Annotated in this window: 14 protein-coding genes; 6 read left to right on the top strand and 8 right to left on the bottom strand. The window is 70.6% G+C overall.

Going from position 1 to position 18,888, the window contains the following annotated elements; genetic code table 11:
* Both ACIRB4_RS17090 and ACIRB4_RS17095 read left to right on the top strand, forming a co-directional pair.
* On the top strand, window positions 1-912 hold the full coding sequence (locus ACIRB4_RS17090) for a DMT family transporter (RefSeq protein WP_403292010.1): 912 nt from the start codon (window positions 1-3) through the stop codon (window positions 910-912).
* Entirely contained in the window at window positions 902-1,147 is a 246-nt protein-coding gene (locus ACIRB4_RS17095) for a Trm112 family protein (RefSeq protein ID WP_403292011.1), read from the top strand. The genes ACIRB4_RS17090 and ACIRB4_RS17095 overlap by 11 nt, the downstream gene beginning before the upstream one ends.
* Before the next feature lie 130 nt (window positions 1,148-1,277).
* Here the strand turns inward: ACIRB4_RS17095 and ACIRB4_RS17100 are convergent, their stop codons facing one another.
* A complete protein-coding gene (locus ACIRB4_RS17100) occupies window positions 1,278-2,501 on the bottom strand; it encodes a PQQ-binding-like beta-propeller repeat protein (RefSeq protein WP_403292013.1) in 1,224 nt (407 codons plus the stop codon).
* Between the two features lie 824 nt (window positions 2,502-3,325).
* Here ACIRB4_RS17100 and ACIRB4_RS17105 point away from each other — a divergent pair.
* Window positions 3,326-4,342 carry a hypothetical protein gene (locus ACIRB4_RS17105; protein WP_403292015.1) on the top strand — a complete coding sequence of 339 codons (1,017 nt, stop codon included), beginning with the start codon at window positions 3,326-3,328 and terminating at the stop codon, window positions 4,340-4,342.
* Between the two features lie 34 nt (window positions 4,343-4,376).
* Here the strand turns inward: ACIRB4_RS17105 and ACIRB4_RS17110 are convergent, their stop codons facing one another.
* Genes ACIRB4_RS17110 through ACIRB4_RS17130 form a run of 5 tightly spaced genes read right to left on the bottom strand, consistent with a single transcriptional unit; the run spans window position 4,377 to window position 8,702 of the window.
* Window positions 4,377-5,831 carry a cytochrome P450 gene (locus ACIRB4_RS17110; protein WP_403292016.1) on the bottom strand — a complete coding sequence of 485 codons (1,455 nt, stop codon included), beginning with the start codon at window positions 5,829-5,831 and terminating at the stop codon, window positions 4,377-4,379.
* Complete coding sequence (locus ACIRB4_RS17115; protein ID WP_403292018.1) at window positions 5,828-6,451, bottom strand: GTP-binding protein; 624 nt, start codon at window positions 6,449-6,451, stop codon at window positions 5,828-5,830. Before ACIRB4_RS17115 ends, ACIRB4_RS17110 begins: the two co-directional genes overlap by 4 nt.
* Window positions 6,432-6,797 carry a DUF742 domain-containing protein gene (locus tag ACIRB4_RS17120; RefSeq protein WP_403292020.1) on the bottom strand — a complete coding sequence of 122 codons (366 nt, stop codon included), beginning with the start codon at window positions 6,795-6,797 and terminating at the stop codon, window positions 6,432-6,434. Before ACIRB4_RS17120 ends, ACIRB4_RS17115 begins: the two co-directional genes overlap by 20 nt.
* Complete coding sequence (locus ACIRB4_RS17125; RefSeq protein WP_403292021.1) at window positions 6,794-7,201, bottom strand: roadblock/LC7 domain-containing protein; 408 nt, start codon at window positions 7,199-7,201, stop codon at window positions 6,794-6,796. Before ACIRB4_RS17125 ends, ACIRB4_RS17120 begins: the two co-directional genes overlap by 4 nt.
* 1 nt (window position 7,202) lies before the next feature.
* The gene (locus ACIRB4_RS17130) at window positions 7,203-8,702 is read right to left on the bottom strand and encodes an ATP-binding protein (protein ID WP_403292023.1); all 1,500 of its coding nucleotides are present in this window, start codon (window positions 8,700-8,702) and stop codon (window positions 7,203-7,205) included.
* Between the two features lie 488 nt (window positions 8,703-9,190).
* Here ACIRB4_RS17130 and ACIRB4_RS17135 point away from each other — a divergent pair, with 488 nt between their 5' ends.
* From ACIRB4_RS17135 to ACIRB4_RS17145, 3 genes are all read left to right on the top strand, one after another.
* Complete coding sequence (locus ACIRB4_RS17135; protein WP_403292025.1) at window positions 9,191-10,372, top strand: aldose epimerase family protein; 1,182 nt, start codon at window positions 9,191-9,193, stop codon at window positions 10,370-10,372.
* Window positions 10,373-10,547: 175 nt separating this feature from the next.
* Window positions 10,548-12,536, top strand: coding sequence for a hypothetical protein (locus ACIRB4_RS17140; protein WP_403292027.1), 1,989 nt, complete (start codon window positions 10,548-10,550; stop codon window positions 12,534-12,536).
* Window positions 12,533-14,098 (top strand): hypothetical protein, encoded by a 1,566-nt coding sequence (locus tag ACIRB4_RS17145; RefSeq protein WP_403292028.1) that lies wholly within the window; start codon window positions 12,533-12,535, stop codon window positions 14,096-14,098. The genes ACIRB4_RS17140 and ACIRB4_RS17145 overlap by 4 nt, the downstream gene beginning before the upstream one ends.
* 54 nt (window positions 14,099-14,152) lie before the next feature.
* On the opposite strand, the gene ACIRB4_RS17150 is transcribed toward ACIRB4_RS17145, so the two are convergent.
* The gene (locus ACIRB4_RS17150; protein ID WP_403292030.1) at window positions 14,153-16,588 is read right to left on the bottom strand and encodes a polysaccharide lyase 8 family protein; all 2,436 of its coding nucleotides are present in this window, start codon (window positions 16,586-16,588) and stop codon (window positions 14,153-14,155) included.
* A 252-nt stretch (window positions 16,589-16,840) separates the two neighbouring features.
* The gene (locus tag ACIRB4_RS17155) at window positions 16,841-18,379 is read right to left on the bottom strand and encodes a M28 family peptidase (protein ID WP_403292398.1); all 1,539 of its coding nucleotides are present in this window, start codon (window positions 18,377-18,379) and stop codon (window positions 16,841-16,843) included.
* Between the last annotated feature and the right edge of the window lie 509 nt (window positions 18,380-18,888).

Consider the following 18,888-nt stretch of genomic DNA (forward strand, 5'->3'; position numbering starts at 1 on the left):
GTGGTGTGGGGTGTGACCGCCGCGCTGGTGGCGAACGTCCTGTACAGCACCGGCTTCGTCCTGGAGAAGCGGGCGCTGGCAGGCATGCCGCCGCTGAGCGCCGCACAGCCGGGCCGGGCCCTGATCCTGCTGGCCCGCAGGCCCTTGTGGATCTGCGGGGCCATGGCGCTGGCCCTGGGGTTCGCCGCGCAGCTGGCTGTCTACCGCACACTGCCGATCGCCGCCGCCCAGGGCTTGTTCCTGTCCGGGCTGGTCCTCCTGCTGGTGCTCTCGTCGGTGGTGCTCGGTGAGCGCCCCTCCGGCCGTGAGCGGCGTGCGGTGGCTGTCATCGGTCTGGCGCTGGTGATGGTGGTGGCCTCGCTGTACGAGTCCAGCGAGGAGATCAGCCGCAGCGCGCCCGCGGGTACCCTGCTGACACTGTGCGTGCCGACCCTCGCGGCCGGCCTGGCGCTCTACACGGCCGCGGAGCGGCGCGCCCGTCGGCGCCATCGGCAGCCGACCACAGGAGTGGCCTACGCGGTCGCGGTCGGTCTGATCTACGGCGTCAGCTCGCTCGCCATCAAGGGCGTCTCCGGGCATCTGGACACGTCGGACCTCCTGGGTAGCGTGCCCGCCCTGGTCTCCTCCCCGTACCCGTACCTCCTCCTGCTGACAGGGGTCAGTGGTCTGGTGCTGTCACAGACCGCGCTCCAGCGTTGCCGGGCCTCGCTGATCGTCCCGGTGTGCTCGACGGTGACCTGTGTGTTCACCATCGTGAGCGGCACGATCGCGTTCGACGAGCCGCTGCCCGATGACTTGTTGCGGCTGTTACTGCGTCTCGGCGGCATCGTGCTCGCACTGACGGTTCTGCTCACCCTGCCGCGACACGACGCGGACACCCCACTTCCGAAGGAACCCGGTCATGAAGCCTGACAACCCGCTGCTGAAGATCCTCGCCTGCCCGCTCGACAAGGGGCCGCTGATCCTCGACGAGAGCGGGGGCGCGCTCTACAACCCGCGCCTGCGTCGTCGCTATCCGATCGTCGACGGCATTCCCCAGCTGCTTCCTTCCTCCGGAGTGCAGGCCGTCGAGGAGGGACCCGCCGTCGAGAACGAGCATGACGTCTCCGCCGGGCTGTCCGACTCCGCAGACCGGGACCGCGCTTAGGCGACCGCTGCCCACCGACAGCCGGTGCCCGGCCGGTGACCGCTCCGAAGGTCCGTACCGGACCTCCAGGAACGGCCGGCGCAGGCCCAGGACCCGCGCCGGTTCCGGGCTGGAACGGTCTGAGTGGGTGTCAGACGGGCAGCGCGTGCAGTTTCTTGCCGTGCAGGGCGAACACGTGCTTCCCGTCCGTGGCCACCAGCCACGCGTGATAGTCACCGGTCTTGTCGTTGAACGTCCATCGCACGGCACCGGTCTTCGCTTCGATGGCTATCACACCACCCCGCTCGTCCAGATCTGTGGCCGCGTACAGGACATCGCCCGCCTTCACGTACTGCCGCGGTACCGTGAGATTCGCGTCGGCGAGCGCCGTCGACTGCCAGATCTCCTTGCCCGTACGGGGGTCGAGGGCACGCATCGTGCGGTCGCTGTCGGCGATGTAGAGCACGTCGTCCAGGACGGCCGGCTCCTTGAAAGCGACGTAGCTCTCGGCGGTCTTCACCGACCACTTCGCCGAGCCGTCGGCAAGGCCGAAAGCCAGAAGATCCGGACCTTGCGGAACGATCACCAGATCCTTGTACACGGCGAAGAAGCCGTAGTTGGTCTTGGTGGTCTTGTGCGTCCACACCTGCTTGCCGGTGGCGGTGTCGCGCACCGTCAGGTTCTTCTTGAAGTCGGTGTACACGAGGTGGCGACCGTCGGCATGGGCGTGAATACCGTTCTGCTCGGTGCCGAAGTCGCGCTGTTCCTTCCACGCCACTCTGCCCGTAGCGCTGTTCAGCGCGGCGATCACGTTGGTCTTGGACGAGCCGTCGGCCTCCTGGATCTCGGCGATGACGTACACCTGATCGCCGTCCACCGCGATCGGTCTCGGTTGCCGGTAGTCCTTGCCCAGGTGGCTGCGCCACGTCTGCCTACCCGAGGCCGGGTCGTAGCCGGCGACGGTGCCGTCGTAGGCGGCGCTGGCCAGATACAGCGTGCTGCTGCCGAGCAGCATCGGTGCCCCGGGGGTCGCGCCGTCCTTCAGCGACCACTGCTCCTTGCCCGACGCCGCGTCCAGTGCGACCAGCGGAGCACCGCTGGCGATCACCACACCGCCCGCGGCCACGAGTTCGTCGTTGTCGCCGTAGGTCTGAGCGGATGTCGTCTTCGTCCACAGCGGCTCAGGAGCCTGCCCGTCCTTACCGGCGCCGCTCCCGGCCGGCTTGTCTCCGCCGACCGGCTCGGACCCCCCGGATCCGCCGGCATCGAAGCCGTCCTCACGACAACCGGCCACACCCGCGGTCAGCACGGCCATCGTGAGACCGCCGCCGGCCAGCCGTAGTGCACGTCGCCGGGAGAACCTGTCATCCGGCATGCCGTCTCGTCGCATGGTCATGTCGCCGTACCCCCGTGGAGTCGTCAGAGCAGAAAGGTGCATGGTCGGCGCCGCACGGACGTGCGACCCCAAGGTCGGGAACGCTATCCGTCACTGCACGACACAGGGGACGGCCGGGTCTCAACCGCGACAGCTTCGTGAACCAATCGGGACACCACACGGGAGCTGCGGCCCCGGTCGTCGTCAGCGCGCCCTGGGGTCACCCCGGCGTCCGTTCCCGCGCGCGTTCGCTGATCCGACGGACCCCACCGCCGCGTTGCCCACCGCATGCTGCCGCCTCTCGCGGCAGCACTTGGTCGGTGGCTGTGGCTCCGCTCCGGTGATCGGCCCACGCATGGCTTCCAGTGCGTCCGCACCACGCCGAACGGCCGGGTCGACGCCCGTCCGCTCCTACCGGTACCGCTTCCATCCGCCCGAGTCCTCCATGTTCGAGCGCTGCATCCGGCTCGCCTGGTGTTCCGGTTGCAGGATCTACGCCGGCAGCCTGGTGCACGTCCCACGGAACCGAGTCCTGGTCGACGCCCTCGCTTCTCTTCCCTCGGAGCAGCGAGAGCGGCTTCTCCGCTCCGAAACGCGACTGCTCGGTTTCCTGGACCGCCAGGCGGGAGGCGGCAGAGGGTAGGCCCGGAGCTCGGCAGCGGCCCGGGGCTGCAGCATGCACAGGGCTTCTGGCAGCGGGTCCCGCGCCCAGCCCGCGCCGTAGCACCGGCAGGTGAACGCCGGTCGCCTTCCCACACGCCCGGCCGCTCGCGACTATGGTCCGCACATCCGTGCCGGACCAAGAGAAGGAAGGGCTGGTTCCCATGACAGCGCAGGCCGTCACGCTTCCCGGTCTCTGGATGCCCTATCCCGTACGCGCCAATCCGTATCTGCCCGCCCTGCACGAGGCGAGTGAGACGTGGGCGCGCGAGATGGGCATGCTGGACGGTGAGGAAGGGCCTCCGACCGGGCGGGCGATATGGAGTCGGTCCACGTTCCATGCCATGACCGTCGACCGGCTGACCGCGTGGACGCTTCCCGATGCCTCGCGCACCGCACTGGTGCTCAACCACCGGTTCAACGTCTGGGCTCTGGCCTGGGACGACTACTTCGCCTCCGCCTTCAAGCGGACGGACGACCTCGCCGGGGCCGTGGCTTTCACCTCCCGGCTCCACCACTTCCTGCCGTCGGAGGCGGACGCGCGGTTACCCGAGCCGGGGAACGCGGTGGAGCGGGGGATCGCCGCCCTCCAGCGACACCTTTTCCCCGGGGAACTGGCGTACTGGCGGCCGGAGTTCAACCGGGCTCTGGCGAGCTACATCGACGCGGGAGTGCAGGAGCTGGCCAACAGCCGCACCGGCCGTGTCCCGGACCTGATCGAGTACGCGCAGTTCCGCCGTGAGAGCTTCGCCGCCTACACCGCCCCCTACTCCGTCGAGCTCGCCACCGGCGGGCGGATCCCCGAGCGGATCCGCCGCAGCCGTACCGTCCGCGCCCTGCTCGACGCCTTCATGGACTACATGGGGCTCGCCAACGACATCGCCTCCTACGAGCGCGAGGTCCACGAGGAACGCGACGTCAACAACCTCGTCGTCGTCCTCGCGACATCCCTCGGCATCACCGTCCACGAGGCGGTGCCCGCGGCCGTCGAGCTGGTGAACGCGCGGCTGCGTCACTTCGACCACCTCAGGCGGAGCGAACTGCCCCCGCTCGTCCAGCGAGCCGGTCTGCACACCGGTGAGCGCCTCGAACTGGAGACGTGGCTCCGGGGGGCCTGCAGTTTTCTGTCCGGCCTCCATGCCTGGTACACCGGAGCCCCCCGCTACGCCCCCGCCCCGTGAGGCGCCCACCCTTCGCGCGTACGTCCGTGAACGCCTACCGCCTCCACAGCAGGCGTCTGACGCGCGACCGCCACGAGGAACGGGGTGCGGGATGGTGTCGCGGATCGGGGTCGTTCTCCGGCCGCGGCGGCGCGGCGGGCTCACCGCCGCTCCGGGAGGGCGGGGCGGGCAGCGGTGCCGGGATGTCCGGGACGTGGGGCGCCCGGGGCGCGAAGTCGACGGGCAGCGCCGTCAGATGCCGCGCCCAGGTGGAGGAGCGCCAGGTGAGATCGGCCTCCGGGATGGACAGGGCGATGTCCGGGAGCCGGGCGAGCAGGGTGTCGATGCCGGCGTCGGCGATGATCCGGCCGATCTCCTGGCCGGGGCACTCGTGGATGCCGGCGCTGAACGACAGGTGCGCGCGGTTGTGGTGCACGGATGACGAGCCGTGCGGGCGGATCACCTGATCGACGTTGCCGGCGGCCAGGCCGAGCAGCAGCATGTCTCCCGCCTTGATCCGCTGTCCGCCCAGGGTGGTGTCCCCCTTGGCCCAGCGGCCCGGGCACACCATCAGCGGCGGCTCGTCCCAGAGAACCTGCTCCACCGCCTCCGGCAGGGTCATCTGGCCGCCGGCCAGCGACCCGCGGAACCGGGGGTCGGTGAGCACCATGCGCAGGACGTTGGACATGAGGTTGGCTGTCGTCTCATATCCGGCGAGCAGGATGAGGCGCAGGTGGTGCTGCACCTCCTCGTCCGTGAGGTTGGCGGGATGGGCCATCAGCGCTGATGCGATGTCGAACCCCGGCTGGGCCCGCTTGACGGCGACGAGCTGTTCGAGGCTCTCCAGCACATAGGCATTGCTGGCGAGCGACGTCTCGGTCGCCTTGAAGAGATCGCGGGCGGCGTGCACGAGCTGGGGGCCGGACTCGTCCGACATGCCCAGCAGGTGGGTGAGGGTGAGCATGGGCAGGTGCTCGGTGAACCGACTCACCAGCTCCACCTCGCCCTTCTCGCAGAACCCGTCGATCAACTCGTGCGCGAAGCGCGTGATGTGGCGCCGCAGCCCGTGGTGGTCGAACTGGTCGAGGCCGGCCGTGACCGCACCGCGCAGCCGCTGGTGCTCTTCCCCGTCCGCGCACACGCAGTCGGGACGCCAGCCGATCATCGGCATGAGCGGCGAGGTGGCGGGGTCGATCTCCCCGCTCGTCCAGCCGTGCCAGACGCGGGGGTCGCGGGAGAAGTGGGTGGAGCGGGTGGCCACGTCGCGGTTCTCGAGATACCCGAGGACGAGCCAGGCGCGTACGTCGCCGTCGAGCAGGACGGGCGCCACCGGACCGTGGGCGGCGCGCAGTTCCTCGTACAGCCCCATGGGGTCGGTCGCGGCGACGGTGCCGTAGAGCCGGGTCGCTCCACCGGTTCCGGCGGCTCCGGCGGGGGTGTGGGCCGGACAGCCCGGAGGCGGGACGGGCCCGGGCTCCGTGGCGGTGTTCTCGGCGGGTGGGACGGTCATACGGGCTCCTGGGCGGCGGTGAGGGTGCACAGGTAGACCATCAGCGAGAGCAGGGCGTCACGGCAGGACGCCCGGTCACGTGCGTCACAGGTGACGATGGGTACGGATTCGCTGAGGGCCAGAGCGGTGCGCAGATCTGGTACGGGGTACTGCGGGGCGTCCGGGAAGGCGTTGACGGCCACGATGAAGGGGACGCGGCGGTCTTCGAGGCGGGTCACGACCTCGAAGCAGACTTCGATCCTCCGTGTGTCGACGAGGACGACGGCACCGAGCGCGCCTTCGAAGATGCCGTTCCACAGGAACCAGAAGCGTTCCTGTCCCGGGGTGCCGAAGAGATAGAGGATCAGTTCCTCGTCGAGGCTGATCCGGCCGAAGTCCATCGCGACGGTGGTGGTCTTCTTGCCGTGGGCGCCGGGGTTGTGGTCGATCCCGACGCCCGCCTGGGTCATGGTCTCCTCGGTGGTCAGGGGCGGGATCTCGCTGACCGCTCCGACCATGGTCGTCTTGCCGACGCCGAAGCCGCCGACGATCACGACCTTGACTCCCCGGGCGCCGTGGGGCAGCAGCATGTCGGTGCCGCGTGGGCCGGCCTTGAGCGCCTCAGAGCTTACGTAGTCCATGGATCACCGCCTCCAGAAGGCCGCGTTCGGGGTATTCCGCGACAGGCACGGGTGCGATCGCCTCCACCAGCTCGTCGTCGACGAGGCGGGAGAGCAGCACCGTGACGACGCTGAACGGAAGGCTGAGGTACGCCGACACCTCGGCCACCGACAGCGGGTACGCGCACATGGAGAGGATGGCCGCCTGCTCGGGCTGCATCGCGGGTTCGGGTTCGGACCGCGCCACGATGAGGGTGACCAGGTTGAACGTCCCGGCCGTCTTGGCCGAGGAGTCCGGGCCACCGGCGAGGAGATAGAGCGGAACGGGACCGCCTTCGTTCCACGGGTCCTGTTTCTCTGATGTCACATCGCCTGCCCGATGTCATCACGAGGCGGGCTGGTCATGTGCTGACCGATCCGGACCACCAACGTCCGCATACGGTCGCCCAGCAGGCGGGCGTCGACCTCCTCGTCGGCCAGGACCGCGAGATAGGCGCCGGGGCCGGCCGCCATCATGCAGAAGTAGCCGCCGTCGGCTTCGATCCCGACCATCCGCGTGGAGCCGTCGCCGTCGGGGAACCGCTGTGCGATGGCCCTCGCCAGGCTCTGGATGCCGGAGCTGGCCGCGGCGATCGCGTCGGCGGTGTCGGGCTCCGTGTTCGCCTGCCCGATGCACAGGCCGTCCGACGACAGGACGACCACGTGGCGCACGTACGGGACGCCGCCCTCGAGCTCCTTGAGCATCCAGTCCATGTTGGGCAGTGGCTGCATGTTACTCGACCTCATCTGACGGCTCGCTGTGTGGAGTGGAAGGTGCGGTGCCCGATCTCTTGTCGCCCTTGAACGCCTCCCACATCAGGCCCGGCTGGCGGCGTGCGCCGTTGGTCCGCCGCGGGGCGGGCGGTGCGGCGGGGGGCTCGGGGGAGACGCGGACGACCGGTGGCGGGACCGGTGACTCGCGTCGCCGCTGCGGAAGCCCGTTGACGGTCTTCCGGGCCTCGCCGGGATCCGTCGGGGTGGGGCCCGAGGGCGTCGGCCGGGGCAGGGCGGGGCCGCCCGAGTGCCTGCGGGCGATGTCGGGGATCCTCACGATCGGCTGCGACAACGTGGTGATCAGATTCCGGGGCACGAGCACGACGGCCCGTACGCCTCCGTAGGCGGAGGTGCGCAGGTCGACCTGGCAGCCGTACTCGCGGGCCAGCCTGCCGACGACCGGGAGGCCGAGCTGGGTGACCTCGCCCAGTGCCGCCAGATTGATACCGTTCGACCCCGCCTGCGCCATGATGCGCTCGGCGCGCTGCCGGACTTCTTCGGTGAGCCCCACCCCGCGGTCCTCGATCTCGATCGCGATGCCGGAGGGCACCTCGCTGGCGGTCACCTCCACCGGGGCCTGCGGCGGGGAGAACGTCGTGGCGTTGTCGAGCAGTTCGGCGAGAAGGTGGATCAGCGGCTCGGCCCCGGGGCCGACCACCGCCACTTCCGTGACCGACTGCAGCTTCACGCGGGGGTAGTCGACGATGCGCGACATGGCCCCCCGGAGGATGTCGTAGAGCGGAATCGCCTTCGACCACTGGCGTCCGGGCCGGGAGTCGCCCAGGACGGCGATGCTGGCCGCGAGGCGGCCGATCAGGGCGTTGCGGTGGTCGATGTCCTGCAGGCCGCGGGAGACCTCGAAGTCGTTCCCGTGGACGATCTGCATGGTGTGGAGGTCCTTGGCGAGCTGATGCACGATCGCCTGGACCCGGCGCGCGACCGCCACGAGTACCCGCTGCGAGGAGTCGCGTGTCTGCTCCTGGATCTCCACGGCGTTCAGGACCGTCCGCAGGGCCCCGCGGAGTGCTTGGGCGAACTCGTCGTCGAGGTGTTCGCCGAAGGTGACGGTCCGCAGGATCTCCGAGCCGGCGTCGCCTTTCCGCAGCCGGGCGACGGCCGCGGGGAGCAGTTCTTCGGCGAGCCATACGGTGGTGGTGCGCTGCTCGGACAGACGCCGCGTCAGTGCGGCTTCGCGCCGGGCGTGGTGCTCCTCGGCCTCGGCCGCGGCCCGTGCGTGGGCGGCCGCGTCCGCCGAACGGATCCGGCGCGCCGTCGCGGCCGAGGTGATCGCCGTCAGGACGACCGCGGCGAGACCCCACCAGGCGAGCGGTGTCCGTATCTGCGCAGGGGAGAAGAGCAGCGCTATCGCGAGGACTCCGGCCAGAACTCCCGGAGAAATGAGCCATACCGGAGCGGCCGCGGGCGGCCGGGCTCTGGAGATCGAACCTGCGCGAACCATCAAGGGATCCCTAAACAGTCGGGAATGAGCGGGCTGAAATGCGATGCGCGACAAAAACGGGCCGGACTTTTCTCGGGCGAGAGCACATGCTCCGAAGAGGCCCCCGACCAGTTGCTTCGGGGTCGCGCCCATGGTCGCTTCCCTCGGCAGCCGCGTGCCGTCCGCGCGCACCACAGCGTCCATGACTCGCTGTGAGCGCAGCGCAACACATGTGGGGAGCATAGTCAGTTCGGGTTCGCCATGTGACTTTGCTGAAAGGGCGGCCGCCACTGAACAATTCGGGCCCATAAACTGATCAATTACCGCACCTTAAATGCAATGAATCGATCACATCGTGGCGTCCGCTCCCCAGGGCTTTCCGGTCCCGGCAGGCCTGCCGGCCGTGCGCGAACCGTTGACAGGCCCCACACCGCCTCACTACGGTCACGCCACCATTTCGAACGTGTGACGAAATATCGAACATCAGAGTTCCGAGGAGCCGTGACGACATGACCATCAGCAGACGTACGGTGATGGCGGCGGGCACCGCCGCCATGGCAGCGGCGGGGGCCGCCGCCGGAAGCGGCCGGGCCGCCGCCGCGAACCACTACGGCAGCGCCGGCGGCGCGGGCGGAGGCCCGGTCAGGGAGCGCTTCGGCACCCTGGCCGACGGCACCCGCGTGGACCGCTGGACCGTGGCCGCCGGGGGCACCCGGCTGCGGGTGCTGTCGTACGGCGGGATCGTCCAGTCCCTCGAAGTCCCCGACCGGCGCGGGCGGTACGCGAACGTGTCACTGGGCTTCGAACGGCTCCAGGACTACGTCTCCCACAGCCCGTACTTCGGCGCGATCATCGGCCGCTACGGCAATCGCATCGCGGGCGGCACCTTCACCCTCGACGGCACCGAGCACCACCTGCCCCGCAACGACGGCCCGAACAGCCTGCACGGCGGGGACAAGGGTTTCGACAAGCGGGTGTGGGACGTCGAGCCGTACGCCGAGGGGTCCGACACCGGTCTCACGCTGCGCCACGTCAGTGCGGACGGCGACATGGGGTACCCCGGCACGCTGCGGGTCCGCGTCGACTACGTCCTCACACCGCGCGGCGACTTCCGCATCCGGTACGAGGCCACGACGGACCGGGCCACCGTCGTGAACCTGACCAACCACACGTACTTCAACCTGGCGGGGGAGGGAAACGGCGGCATTCTCGACCACACCCTGCGGATCGCCGCCTCCCGCTACACCCCGGTCGACTCCACCCTCATCCCGACTGGCGAACTCGCCAAGGTGGCACACACCCCGTTCGACTTCCGTACCGCCAAGCCCATCGGCCGGGACATCCGCGAAGCCGACCCGCAGATCCTCGCCGGCAGCGGCTACGACCACAACTTCGTCCTCGACAAGGGCCTCACCGACACCCCCCGGCACGCGGTCACCCTGGCGGAACCGGTCAGCGGCCGCATCATGAAGATCGCGACCACCGAGCCGGGCGTCCAGTTCTACAGCGGCAACTTCCTCGACGGCTCCCTCGCGGGCACCTCCGGCAAGGTCTACCGCCAGAGCGACGGCCTCTGCCTGGAGACACAGCACTTCCCCGACTCCCCGAACCACCCCTCCTTCCCCTCGACCGTGCTGCGCCCCGGACAGACCTACCGCTCGACGACCGTGCACTCCTTCACCGCCCGCTGACGACGGCGGCGACCCCCGGGCGGTGGCACTCGACCGGCCGGGGGTCGCGGCGCCGGAACGGAACGCCGTTCGTTCACAACCCTCTGCCCAGCCCGCTTCCGTCAGGTAAGTTCCCCCTGTGCACGGCGAGTTGATCTCATGATGCGCGACTGGCAGGGGAAGGCGGGGGAGCGCCATGGGCGGGAGACTCTACGGTCAGCAGGCCCTGCAGGAGAGCTTCGTCCCCCGGCTGGTGGGGCTGCACCACAAGGACAGGTACCACGTCCCCTTCGCCTACCCCGACGGCGCACCCGTGGTGCGGATCGTCGGTGGCCGCGGGAGCGGCAAGACCGCCCTCCTGGGCGCCGTCCACGACGCGTACAACGGACGGGTGCCGCTCGCACGGGTCGATCTCGCGGCTCGGGGGTTCGGCGAGCCCGGTGTCGCCGACGGCGACACCGACGTCCCCAACGCCTCCCGCATCACCCACCTCCTGTATCTGCTCGCCTACAGACTCGGGCTCGACGTACGCCACTTCGGCAGGCCCATGGCCTTCCCACGGCTGTCGCTCGGCCTCCTGGTCGTCACCGCCTGGCGCCCCCTGAACAGCGACGAGACCGATCTGCGGCCGCCCGACCTGCGCCGGGCGGAGGCCGATCTGCGTACCCTCATCACCGCCGAGGACCCCGACGTACGCCGCCGCAAGGAGAGCCTCGGCCGCTGGTTCGACGTCGTCACGAGCAACCTCCCGCAGGTCCTGTCCGCCGTGCCCGGCCTCGACTCCATCGCCGGGATCGTCCTCGACACCGCCCGGGCACAGCTCGTCAAGAGCGAGCCGGACAAGGGCGCACTCGCGTGGTGGGGCGGCCGACTGCACCGCTCCCAGGGCTACCAAGGGGACTCGCTGCAGCGGCTCTTCCAGTTCGTCCGTGTCTTCCGCCGGCTCGACGACCGCAGACGCACCGCCGAGGAACATCTCGTCGCCGCCCTCCTCGACGACATCGACGGCAACTACGGCAGACTGCGCCGGCTCGACAGGAAGCCCAGACCGCTGCTGCTCCTCGACAACGCCCACGCCGGCATCGGCGGCGACTTCCTCGACCTGCTCGACGCCGGACACGGCGCCCCGGGCAAGGCCCCGACAAGGCCGGCCGTCCTCGCCACCCTGCTCGGCACGGGTCACGGGCACCCGCCCCTGAGCGAGGTCGGCGGCGCCGCAGCACCGCGGGACCGGCCCCTGGTGCTGAGAATCCCTCCCATCGAACCGGCCGACATAGCGGAGATGCTCAGCCCCGTCGACTATCCCGAGCATCTGCCCCGCGTCGTCGCCCGCTACAGCGGCGGACGCGCGGCGAGCGCCCGCACCCTGGCGGACGCGGCCGTGCGCCGTATCGAGGAGGCGGGCACGATACGCGCCGGGGAACTCCTCGACGCGGCCGCGCCCGCGCTCCTCGCCAAACTGCTGCCCGATCCGGTGCTGTGCGAGCGCCTGGTCCTGCTCTCCGCCGCCGTCGACCCGGGCACGCGGCGCGCCCTGTGGACCTTCGCCCACCCCGAGGACCACTCCGAGGAACTCGTCGCCGCCCGGGTCCGCGAAGCCGACGACTACCGCGAGCGCTCCTGCCTCGACGGCGACCGCGCCCTCGATCTGCTGCTGCGGCACCGGCTGGCCGCCACCACCACCCACGAGCGCTGGCGCGACACCCAACTGCGCCTGCGCTCCCTGTGCGACCCGCGCGGCGACACCTATCTGCACCACACGCTGGCCCTGGGCCGGGTCGAGGAGGTGGTCAGCGTCCTGCACCACCGGTACACCGCCGTCCCGCCCCACGCATGGCTGACCACGCTCAACCGGATCTGCGCCGCCCCTCACCCCCGTGAGGGCTACCAACCCCCGGTCGCAGGCCCCACCCTGTCCTGCACGGCCTGCGGCAGCGACGCCCCGGGCCCCCACCACGACGCCGTCGCCTCCCTGGTGCCGCTGCTGTGGCGGCTGTCCGACCCGCTCACCCTCGCCCCGCGCGAGGACGAGCTGACCACCGTCCGCATCGCGCTGGAGACGCTGTACGGCAACAGGCCCGCGCACGCCGCCTACCGCGACGCGTCCACCGCCTGGCCCGCCCGCCTGCGGGCCGGAACGCAAGCCCCCGACCTGCCCGTCCTTCCGGAAGGCGCCGCGTCATGACGTCGCTCATCGCAAGACTCCCCGGCGGGCCGATCACCAAGGCGGCCGTGCTGGCCGTCGCCCTGGCCGTGCTCGGCGCAGCCGTGTGGACCGGCATCGTCCTCTTCGGACCGGACCCGGCCTGCGGCAAGGGCATCGAGGAACGCGGCCCCGAAGGCGCCAGGGAGTGCACGGGCGTCACCGACGGGAGCTTCGTCTTCGCACCCAACCTCAAGGAGGTCAGCGCCCGGATCAAGGCGGAGAACGACCGGATCGCGAAAGAACCCCACGTCTCCGTCGCCGTGATGCTGCCGATGGCACCCGTCCAGGGCTTCGAACAACGCAAGACGCTCCACGAGGTGCAGGGCGCCTACCTCGCGCAGTACCGCGCCAACCACGAGTCCAACAGCAAGAAGCCGGCGATACGGCTCCTGCTCGCCAACCCCGGCCGCAGCCACGCCCACTGGAAGCCCGTCGCCGAACAGCTCGGCAGCATGTCCGAGTCCACGACCGACAACCTCCGGGCCGTGATCGGCTTCGACGTCTCCACCGCCACCACCCAGGCCGCCATCGGCTACCTCACCCGCGAGCGCGGCATTCCCGTCGTCGGCGGTCCCATCACCGCCGACGACTCCGGCAACAGCGCGGCGAGGCCCCACGCCTACCCGGGCCTCGCCCGGGTCGTCCCCACCACCACCGACCAGGCCAAGGCCCTTTCCCACTTCAACAAGGGCATCGACCCCCGGCACACCCTCGTCGTCGAGGACATCCGCACCGGCGACAACTACGTCGACGCGCTCAAGCGGGCCTTCGCCGAACGGACCCTCGGATCGCCCCGCGCACCCGAGCAGTACCGCGCGCCCGACGAGTTCCACGAGGAAGGCACCACCGCCAACGCCTTCGACCAGATGGTCGACACCATCTGCACCTCCGCCGCCAAGGTCATCTACTTCGCCGGACGGCCCGTCCAGCTCCGCCAGTTCATCAACGAACTCGGCAACCGGGGATGCACGGAGAAGGAGTACACCGTCATCACCGGCTCCGGCGCCTCCACCCTCTCCTCGGACAAGCTCCTCGACTGGGACGCCTTCCGCAAGGGCGTGACCCTCCAGTACGCCGCCGTCGCCCACCCCGACGCCTGGACCGGGCCCACGGCGCCCGCCACCGGCGGTTCCGCCACCGCCTTCCGCACCCTGGCCGCGCTGGCGACCGGCGAAGAGGTCGGGAACATCGGCCCGGTGGAGCTCACCGACTCGCGCACCATCACCTTCTACGACGCCGGCCTCACCGCGATCACCGCCATCCGGATGCGCGACGACCACGACCCCGTCATCCCCACCCTCGGCCGCATCCGCGACGCCTGGCTGCGGCTGCACGGCATGGGGAGGGTCGACGGGGCCAGCGGCTGGATCTGCCTGGACAACTACGGCAACCCCTACAACAAGGCGGTCTCCGTGGTGGAACTCGCCCCCGACGCACCCGGCCGCATCCGCTTCGTCGGCCTCGCCTGGCCGACCGGCCGGCCCACCCCCGCGGACTGCACCGCGAGCCGCACGGACACCGGCGCGGCACCGAGCCGCTGAACCGTCGCACCAGCGGATGCGGACGGGCGCGGGGGCGCCGGGGGAGGGAGGCCGTCAGCCGAGCGTCACCACCGCCTTGTGCGTGGCGGCGAGTGTCCCCGGAGTGATCCGCAGCCGGAGCGCGGAACCCGTGGCCAGCACCTGGACCGCCGGGTCCTTGGACACCACGGCCGGCACGGGCCGGTTCCAGGTCAGGTCGATCGTCGCCCCGTCGCGCAGCGGCCCCGAGACGCAGACCGTGGCCGTGCTCCCCGACTCGCGGATCATCACGGAGGCCGGGGCGCTGGCCGTGACGTCGCCGACCGTGCCGCCGAACCAGAAGTTGACGCCGGTGAAGCCCAGCGCCGGGACCCGTACGCCCTGCCGCTCGTTGGTGTTGGCGAGGACGGTGAGCCAGCCCGTGTCGGCGGCGCGGGCGGCCGTCCGCGCCTGGCTCGCCCCCGGCATCAGGATGTAGGAGTACGAGGCCCACGTCGGATCGGTCCCGTGGTCGAACCAGAGGGTGAGGTACCGGCGGGTGACCGGATCGGACACGGCGCCCCTGTTGATGTCCGACCAGGCACCGGTGCGCGCCTGGCGCAGAGCCTTCAACGAGGTGGCGCCGCCCGGGAAGACATACCCGGCGTGTCCGGCGAGATGCGCCCACCGGGCCCCGGTGAGCGTGCCCGTCCAGCCGAGGGTGGTGGGCTGGACCGCGCCGTCGACGGTGAAGGCGTGGACGCCGCTCCCTCCGAGGTTGCGGTTCTCCACGACGGATTCCACCCCCGTGCCGTCCCGGCCGTGGATTCCGGCGCCCAGGCAGACGACCGCGTCGTCCAGGAAGAACCACGACTTCTTGGCCAGGAGCGTGGACGACAGCCCCTTGAGGTACTGCCCCACGGCCGCGTACGTGCCGTCGGTCGTCCCGCCGACCCAGCGCACGTCGGGCCGGGCCGCGCCCCAGACGCCGCCCTCGCCGTCGGCGAGCGGCTTGCGGGAGGCGGTGGTGCCGGGCAGCCGGTAGGGATCGACCGTCGGCCAGAAGCCGTCGCTGTACTGCCCGTTGGCGAAGTCGCCGCCCCACCAGTAGAGCATTCCGGATCCGCTGTGCCAGGCACGCAGGTTCTCGCCGTTGCCGTTCTCGTAGTACGTGATCCTGTTCGACGCCATGGACAGGCCGGCCGCCCAGCCCGGGCGGCGGTGCACGGCACGGTCCATCCCGGGGAAGAGGCGGTGCCCCGACGGCTCGGGACTCGCCGTGGACGTACCGTCGTCGACGGCCTTGAGGCGGGCCAGCGCGGAGACATTGAGAGCCGGGCTGGCGAGCAGCGGGCTGTAGTAGTCGCGCGCGATCCAGCCCTTGACCATGCCGTCCCAGCGGGTCTTCTCCGCCGTCGACGCGCTCTGCGAGAGCAGCGCGACGCAGGCGATGATCGCGTGGCCGCGCAGATGGTCGCTCTGCCGGATGCCCCGGGTGTCCGACCTCTGCACGCCCCGGCTGATCGCACGTCCCGAGACGGCGTCCATGGCCAGGCCGTTGAAGAGGAAGGGAGCGTACGCCTTCTCGACCGAGTCGAACACCACCTGCCGACCGCTGTCGGTGGCCTCCCACGCCGAGCCCTTGAGCAGCGCGAACAGCATCGACAGACCGCCGAGCATGACCGCGCCGTAGGAGCCCGCGTACGGGACGTGGGTGTGCTGGATGAAACTGCCGTCGGCGTGGAGCCCGTCGCCGGACGTCACGTACGGGAAGACCGGTGAGAGCGCGTCCCGGGCGAGGGCCAGCTTCGCCGCCGACGCGCCGACGACACCGCGCAGCGCGAGCACACGGCACAGATCGACCCGGTTGGCACCGGTGGAGGTGCCGGTGTAGTGCGCGACCGCGCTGTCCGGGACGAAGTGGTCGACGGCGGCGCAGTGTTCGGTGATACGGGCCGCGCCCAGGAACTCGTACAGGAGGGCGTCGATGTCGAGCAGCGCCTGCGGGATGCCGATCTGCCAGCTGTACCAGTTGCCGTAGCGGGCTTGGTTCGCGTTGTAGGCCTGGTCGTGGAGATGGTCGAGACCGGCGAGGATCTCGGCGCGCAGCGTCGCGTCACCGGTGAGACCGGTTCCCGGCTGGCAGTAGGCCTCGGCGAGGGTGCGCAGCCGGTTGAAGCTGGTGTTGAGGTTGCCGGAGTACGTGTACGACTCGGCGTCGGTGTCCGGCTCGGGGTCCGCGTAGGGCAGGTCCGGCCAGAGGGAGCCGTTCGCCGGGGCCATGGAGGAGCGCAGGTCGCGGGCGGTGGCGCCGAGCGCGGCGAGTTTCGAGGCGAAGGGCTCGGCGGCCGGGTCGAAGCCGGTGCCGAGGAGGAGGCCGCGCCACTTCAGGCGGAGCGTCTCGTAGGCGTCGGCGGCGTGGGCGGGTGTGGCGAAAACGGGGACCACGAGCGGCGCGGTGGCGGCGGCGCCCAGGGCCGCGCGGAGCAGGCCGCGCCGGGACAGCAGGGAGGCGGGGACGGAGGAGTGCATGGCAGAGCTGACCTCCTGGGGAGGAACGCCTGGGGGGTGGGCGGTCTGGCGGACAGCATGCCGGGGACAGAAAGCGATTGCTACCCCTGAGAACGGAGAAGGGCGGGCCGTGGGCGGCGGATTCGGAAGCAGACGCTCCACCCCGGGGAACCCTCGGCCCGTCCGGCCCGTCCGGCGTGGTCAGCCTCGCGCCCCCCGGTGGGCCGGCGCACGGGTGGCGGGTGGGGCGCCGGCCCCGGGGTGCGAGCCTGGCTACTCGGTCGTGTTGGGCCCGTGCGCCGTGCTCGAGCGACCGGCGGCGCCGTGGCCGCTGTCCGTCCGCACGGTGGCGGCCGGCTTCCTGAGCGAGTTCAGGTCGTGCGCGTAGGTGCCCACCGCGTGGGCGATGACGTCGATGTTGATGTCGAACGCCGTCATGCTGATGTTCTCGACGGTGTCGCCGGCCGCGTGGTAGTTCACGTCGAACGCGAGCCCCGCCGTACCGCCGAACTTCGCCGCCTCCGCAGGGGACTTGATCGCCTCCGCGCCGCTGAAGGTACCGCCGGAGGGGATACCGGCGTCGACGAACGGGCCGTGGTCGAAGCGCCCGACGAACGGCGTGCCCGCGTGCTGCAGGCTCCGCCGGCCGAGGAACCCGGCGATGTCGCGCTCCAGTTGGGCCGACCCCTCCGGGGCCATCTGGGTGTTGGCGCCGTCCGAGTTGTCGCCGTCGAAGACGAACAGGCCGTAGTTGGGCGAGGCGATCATCTCGAAGTTGAGGTAGAGCTTGATCTGCTGCTTCGCGAGGGGTGTGAGGCCGGCGAGGTAGTGATGGGAGCCGATCAGGCCGCTCTCGGCCGCCGACCACCAGGCGAAGCGCACCTTGTTGCGCGGGCTCTTCTCCTTCGCGGCCAGCTTCAGGGCGACGTCGAGCAGCCCGGCGGAGCCGGAGCCGTTGTCGTTGATGCCCGGTCCCGTCGGCACCGAGTCCAGATGCGCGCCGAGCATCACGGTCTCGGCCGCGTCACCACCGGGTGTCTCGGCGATGACGTTGGGCGTGGAGCGCTTCTCCTGGAGCTGGCGGATCTCGAAGGAGAGGTTCACCGGCCCCTCGGCGAGGTCGGCGGCGAGCCTCTCGCCCTCGGCCTTGCTGATCCCGCCGGTGGGTATTCTGGCGGCGGACGGGTCGCCGAGTGTGCCGGAGAGCGGGCCGTAGCCGGCGTCGATGTTGTTGTAGATGAGGGCGCCGATCGCGCCCGCGGCGGCGGCCTGCGCCTGCTTGGCGGCGAAGCTGCAGCCGCCGCGCTTGATCAGCGCGATCCTGCCGGTGAAGTCGCCCGCGGCGTAGTCACCGGGCTCGCAGCCGGTGGTGCCGTCGGCGTCGACCGGGACGGCGGCCAGATCGGCCCGGACACCGCCGACCGGAGTCGACGTGGTGTAGGTCAGGGCCTTGATCTCGATGTCGTGCGGTACGGGCGTGACGGCGGAGAGCTTCTCGGCCAGCGTCTCGGTGTAGACGAAGTCGAACCGCTGGTACGCGACGTCGTAGCCGGCCTTCTTCAGCTGCTGGTACACGTACGCGGCCGAAGCGTCGTGCCCGAGCGAGCCGGCGACCCGGTGACCGCCCGCCGAGTCGGCTATCGCCTGGAACGTCCGCAGGTGCCGGTGGGCGTCCTTCGCGGAGGCTTCGCGAACGAGCGCCTTCGAGAGCTTGGCGGCGTCCTTGCCCGGCGTGTCCTTGCGGGCCGATGCGGGCGGGGCGGAGGCCAGCAGGAGCGGGGTCGCGAGTGCGGCTGCGGCCAAGGTGGCCACGGCTCTGCGAGGGGATGCGTGCACAGAAGTCCTTCCCGGTGCGGACAAGTTGAGGGGAAGCTAGCGATATCGAGGGGGTTCTGTGAACAGATTCGCCACAACTCGCGTTGCGAGGCGCCGTGTTGGTATCGCCCCGCACGGGTCGCATTCGGAAGTGCCTTGACCGGTGCGACGTGCGGATTCCAGGCACATAAGGGCGAGGGTGTGCTGGATGAAAGGCTGAGTGGGTCGGCGATGGTGAACACCCGAGCGCCGTCGTGGTGTTGGCGGACGCCGATCGTCCGCTCGGCCGTACTCGGTGATCTTTGGTGTGGACCAGAAGTCGCTATGCCGGACGTTCGTGGCCGTCCGAGTTCTTTCGGTGGATTTGTATCGCCGAGCCATGGTGTCGAGGGGCCCGGATAGCGCAGGCGAGCCACTTGACGTCCTTTAGGCGGTACGGCATGATCATGCCGATCTCCGGCCTTTCTCTCCCTTTTGCACCTTCTGTGTGAGGGGAGAATCGGTCG

It is taken from the genome of Streptomyces sp. NPDC093600 (assembly GCF_044764755.1).
In the GTDB taxonomy this organism is placed as follows: domain Bacteria; phylum Actinomycetota; class Actinomycetes; order Streptomycetales; family Streptomycetaceae; genus Streptomyces.